Source organism: Pirellulales bacterium, assembly GCA_036490175.1.
Taxonomy (GTDB): domain Bacteria; phylum Planctomycetota; class Planctomycetia; order Pirellulales; family JACPPG01; genus JACPPG01.
On sequence record DASXEJ010000105.1, the window covers coordinates 1 to 5037 of the forward strand.

Annotated in this window: 5 protein-coding genes; 2 read left to right on the forward strand and 3 right to left on the reverse strand. The window is 59.9% G+C overall.

Translation table 11 applies throughout. The annotated features are described in order from the left end of the window. The coding region (locus VGG64_07475; GenBank protein ID HEY1599426.1) for an MgtC/SapB family protein at positions 1 to 274 on the reverse strand (274 nt) is incomplete at its 3' end. Between the two features lie 608 nt (positions 275 to 882). Continuing rightward, on the reverse strand, positions 883 to 1146 hold the full coding sequence (locus tag VGG64_07480; protein ID HEY1599427.1) for a hypothetical protein: 264 nt from the start codon (positions 1144 to 1146) through the stop codon (positions 883 to 885). Between the two features lie 693 nt (positions 1147 to 1839). Between VGG64_07480 and VGG64_07485 the strand changes: the two genes are divergently transcribed. Further along, complete coding sequence (locus VGG64_07485; protein ID HEY1599428.1) at positions 1840 to 3096, forward strand: hypothetical protein; 1257 nt, start codon at positions 1840 to 1842, stop codon at positions 3094 to 3096. Between the two features lie 44 nt (positions 3097 to 3140). Further along, entirely contained in the window at positions 3141 to 4349 is a 1209-nt protein-coding gene (locus VGG64_07490) for a hypothetical protein (GenBank protein ID HEY1599429.1), read from the forward strand. Between the two features lie 79 nt (positions 4350 to 4428). Here VGG64_07490 and VGG64_07495 read toward each other — a convergent pair. Further along, positions 4429 to 5037: glutamyl-tRNA reductase (locus tag VGG64_07495; protein ID HEY1599430.1), on the reverse strand; the 609-nt coding region annotated here is incomplete at its 5' end.

The window sequence follows — 5037 nt, forward strand, 5'->3', positions numbered from 1 at the left end:
CCGCCGTGTTCAGTCCGCGTACGTTAAAACCTTCGCGCAGAATCACGCCACCGCCCAGAAACCCCAGCCCGCTGACGATGTACGACGCGATGCGCGTGGGACTGCTCGAGTCATCCATCAGCCGCGACAGCGACACGAACAACGCCGCGCCCAGCGCGACCAGCGTATTCGTCCGCAGCCCGGCCGGGTGCTGCCGAAACTGCCGCTCCAAGCCAATCGCCACGCCCAACAGCATGGCCACCAGCGTATTCGCGATGAAATGCCAGATTTCCATGCGTCATCCCGGTGTTGGGCATCACGCAGCCGAGAGTGGCCGCGGTCCGAAAGAATATACCCTGCGAAGCCTCACGGTGGCACGTAGCCGCTTGGGGTCGACACGGGTCAGTTCTTAACTTTGAACAGCCACCTCGTGGCTTCGAGCAAGGCGTGGGGCGCACCGTGTCGGTTTTTGCGACCAAAGTATGATGCAAGTGGCCGTAGTGGTTGCCGCCAGTGCGACTTGCTCGGTACGATGATTCGAGGGGCGCCTTTCGTCGTATTTGTAGTTGCAACGCTATGCGCTCCGTTTTAAGCATCGTCGTGCTGGTTGTGGTCGCGCTACCTTGCCAGGCCGAGGGCGGGAACGACCCCGCCGACGGGCGTTTCGAGCTCCCGGCAGAACGTTGGGCGCCGATTGATTCGAGAGCCGAGTGGATCGTTGCGGGTCCAGACGGTCGAACGTGGCGGCAGGCAAAACTGCCGGACGATAATCTGCGGACGCTTCGCGAGATCAAACGGTCTTTGGAATCCGAAATCAACCAGCGCTCGCCCCTAATTTCTGCGGCCACTTTGGCACTAATTGATGGTCGTGGCGGCGCATGGTTCTATGTAAGCGATAACAGCTTATTGCTCGGCTTCGACGGGCGTCGCTGGGTGGAACGCAGTGCGGGCCCCAACTGCCGGTTTCTCGGCAAGTGCCCGACGAAGGGCCAACTCGACTTGGAAGAGCGAAACCGGGCAATCGGGGATAGCTGCTGGTTTATCGACTTCGGCGGGATTCACCGGTTCGACGGCCGTGAGTGGTCCTATTTTGAGTTGCCCGATAACGGTGAAGGCGGATCGCCACTGCTGGCTGTCAGCCCCGATGGCAAATCGGCCGTAGCTCATATTCCGAAAACTTCCGACTTCTGGGTCTGGCACAACGCCCGGTGGTCGCTTGGCAGGAAGTTCGAACGCTCATCCACAACTGAAACACCAACCGTGCGGCAATTAGTCATAACGGACGAAGGTGTCGTTTGGTACGGAACGCGCAGAGAGGGTGCCGGATCATTCCATTCGCCAATCCTCCGCGCTGAGCCCAAGAATTTCGAAACACTGCTCAGGGACTTAGGCTCGCGGCACTTCGACACGCGGGAGCTAGCGTCGAAAACGATCGTGGAGATTGGATTGGGCGTGCTGCCACGACTCGGAACTGAGTTCGCCGAGGCCACGGATCCTGAAATTCGACACCGATTGAAGGAGGCGGAGAAGGCATTGGTCTCTGCCTTAATCGAGCCTTCGAACCGCGACAAGGAATTTCGGATTGGCAAAGTCGTCGCGTCCGGCCTGCTCGCCCTCTACCAGGACCCTGGTGGGCGTCTGCTGTTCATCGTGCGATCCGTGAGCAATCAGGCCCACGGCTCCGCATTGATCATTCGGCAGCTCGACGGTACGCAGACGCTCGTCTCGCGGGCCGAACTCGGCAACCAATGGCCCGCAGCGTCGAATGATGGGTTCCAGTGGCCCTTGGATGCCGCAATTCTGACGCCGTCTGGAAGCGCCTTTTGGTTGTCGGCCTTGAATGGTTCACGACCGATAAGCTTGATCAAGCTCCGCAGCGGAGCGGTGGCTGATGAACTGCCCGACGTTGAGCACAGGTGGTTGCAGGCCGTGGACCGCGACGGCCACGTGTTTGCGGCGGGCTCGGACCCTCCGTATACCCAGCTAGTCATGGTTTATAGCCCAGCGGTTCGCGACGACCGGTGGATGCCAAAAGTCACCACGCTTGAGGGGCATTTCCATCGCGCCTTCGTCGCTGCAGGCGGCTCGGTATGGGCGGTACGGCGCGATGCGCCGTTGATGCAGTTCGACGGAAGGCAATGGAAGTCGCTCACGCTAGGCGCACAAACCAGCGAAATCGTTGTTGGAAATCATGACGTGGTCGTCATCGACGCGGACGTCAACGGCAAACACTCTTACTCGCTAATACAGCGCGATCGGCTCATTGGAACGGATTTCGACCTGCATGTGTTAGTTCAGCGCCATCGGCAGCTCATCCGTCGTAGCTTCCCCTCGACGATGCAGGCGACCGACCATATGAATTCAACACTGTTCTTAGCATGTGACTCGCTCGACAACATTTGGGTCCGTAAAGATCGTGACGTGCGGGTATTATCCGGCGAAAAATGGATCGGCGTTGCCGGACTCGTCGCCTCAATAACACCGGTTGGGGATGGTAGCAAGCTTTACCTGCACAGCCTTCAGGAGCATGGATCACTTCTTGTATCGGCCCGCGATAGCCGACTGCGATTCGAGCCGATTTCCGGCGTCGCGGAAGTTGGGAATTACGGTCTCGGCCGCCTCGACTCTAGAGGTGCGATGTGGGCGAACATATCCATTTCAGTGAACCCGCCACCGTTTGACCCGCCGCAATTGTTCGGCCGCATTAATGACAAGGGGCTAGTCGAAACAATTAGCTGTTCCGGCAAACCAATTCTTACTGATGATGCGGAGAACGTCTGGCTCACCGACATCGAAAACAGGCCGGGCAATGAATTGAACGTCTGGCGCGGCGGTCGACTGATAGGGCATCTTGCACTCCCGGGCACCGATCGCATTTGGCGCGGGTTTTCAGACCGCTTAGGTTCTGCGTGGTTTTGGACTGCGTCCGGGTTGCAACGGGTCGTGGCTGATGCTCCTTCGTACGACCACTTTCGCACAACATGCACGGTCGCCCTGGAGGCAGTCTCGCCACAGAGAAGCTATAGCGATTACAGCCAGCTTGGATATCTCATGGTCGCAACACCCGCATCCAACCCGACCCGGATACAACTGATTCACCTTCCGACCGATCCATGACACCGGCCGATTTCACGCAATTCCGAACTGCGCGGCAGTCCGCCGTGCGAAGCTTTTCACGCCTCACGCGCGCCGCTGCGCTGTGGTCGTACCTGATGATCGCTATGGCCTTCGGGCCCATTGCGCCCCGCTTGATGGCCGCTGACCCCGAAGTTGTCGTCGAATCATGGGATTGGACTACCGACGCCCGCGTCTTGGACGATGGTTCGATTTGGGCGGTGGTCGATGGCATGGGACTGGTGCGGTTTGACGGCGCTGCATGGCAGCAAATGGGAGAACAGTTCGAGATCCTGGCGGCCGGCCGCAGTGGGACCGTTGTAGCAACAAACGGAGAAACCTACCGCTTATTTGAAGGGAAGCAACGCATTGCAGAGCGCGGCACGCTAAAAGCCTTGTTGCAGCATGAACGCGCGCGGGTCGTACGCGCGTTCCAGCGTCCCCCGATTCCCGAGGTAATGGAGCGACCGGCCTTTGCGATCGTCGCGGATCGGGACGCGAATCTCTGGGTCCGCGATGGCAACCGCCTGTTAGTGCTGGTCGGCGACGAATGGGTCGACGCCCGCGGAGCTTTAGAGGATGCCGTCGGAGCGAGCGAGATCGACGAGTTGGCGGCCATCGGAGGGGCGAAAGTTTACGCCGCTTCATACTACAGGCGCGCACGTTTTCCACTGCTGGGACAAATTCGTGGCGGCCGCCTGCATTTTGAAAAAATCCAATTGGCTGTCGACACATTCGCCGATGAAAACCAAACCATCTTACCCGACGGCCACGGGAACTTGTGGATCGGCTGCATGACGGGCCGCCCCCTGGCCAGCGGCGGCTTTGAGATCTCCGGTAATGCACTTGTCCGGGTCGGCGAGCGAGAAACTGTTGAACTCTGTCGTGGGTCCGGTTGGCCGGTGGCAATCGACTCCCCCGGAAACCTTTGGTTTCGCGAGCCGTGGGACGAGCCGCCGGGACAGTTGAATTGCTGGCGCGACGGTAAGTCGCAGACACTCCATCTCGCTGACTCCGGCGCAATTAATGGCGTGTTTTGCGACCGGCTGGGGTCGGTCTACGTGTTGGCGTCGGAAGCGTTGTACCATCTCACTGCAAATGCGCCGCGCTGGGACCGGTTTCGCCTGGATGCAACTTGGCACTTGCAAAACTTGCCGAACCAAGTTTTTTACGCGGCCTATAGCAAGCTCGGCTTTATTGCCCTTTGGGGCGAGGGACCCGGCCGCACGGTGTTTAGAATCGTGCTGCCACGGTAATCTGCGCAGCCCGAACCAATTATCGGCGGGCGGCATGTTGAGCGATTCACCAAGTGCCAGCTCCAGTGGCTCCGCCCGTTCAATCCTTCAAATTAAACAGCCGCTTAAAAGCTTCGAGCAGCCCATGCGGCACGCCTTGCTTGGCTTCGTCGCGCAGGGATTCGAGGGGCGGGTGGAGGAGCTTGTTGATGAGGCGCTCGAAGGATTGCGTGATTTCAGCGCGCGAGCGGTCGGGCAGGTCGGGGAGTTTATTGAAGAGCCGGCGGAGCTCGTCGTTCTTGTGCTGCTGCCAGTCTTGTTTGACGCGCTGAATGATCGGCGCGGTGGCCCAGTGGTTCAGGTCGGCCATGAAGCGGGCCGTTTCCTGCTCGACGATGGCCTTGGCCTTGGGCCATTGCCGGGCTCGTTCCTGGCGGTTGCGCTCGCAGGCCTCGTGCAGATCGTCCAACGAATACAAATACACGTTGAGCGCGTCGCCAATGGCGGGCTCGAAGTCGCGGGGCACGGCCAGGTCGAGGATGAATAGGTCGCGCTGATAACGCTCTGCCTCGAGCTGCCGATACATTTCTAGCGTCACGATCGGCTGTTCGGCGCCGGTGGTGCTGACCACCAGGTCGGCGGCGGCCAGGGCTTCGGCCAGTTGCTCCCAGGCGATCGCGGTCCCCTGCCAGCGCTCGGCCAGCTCGCG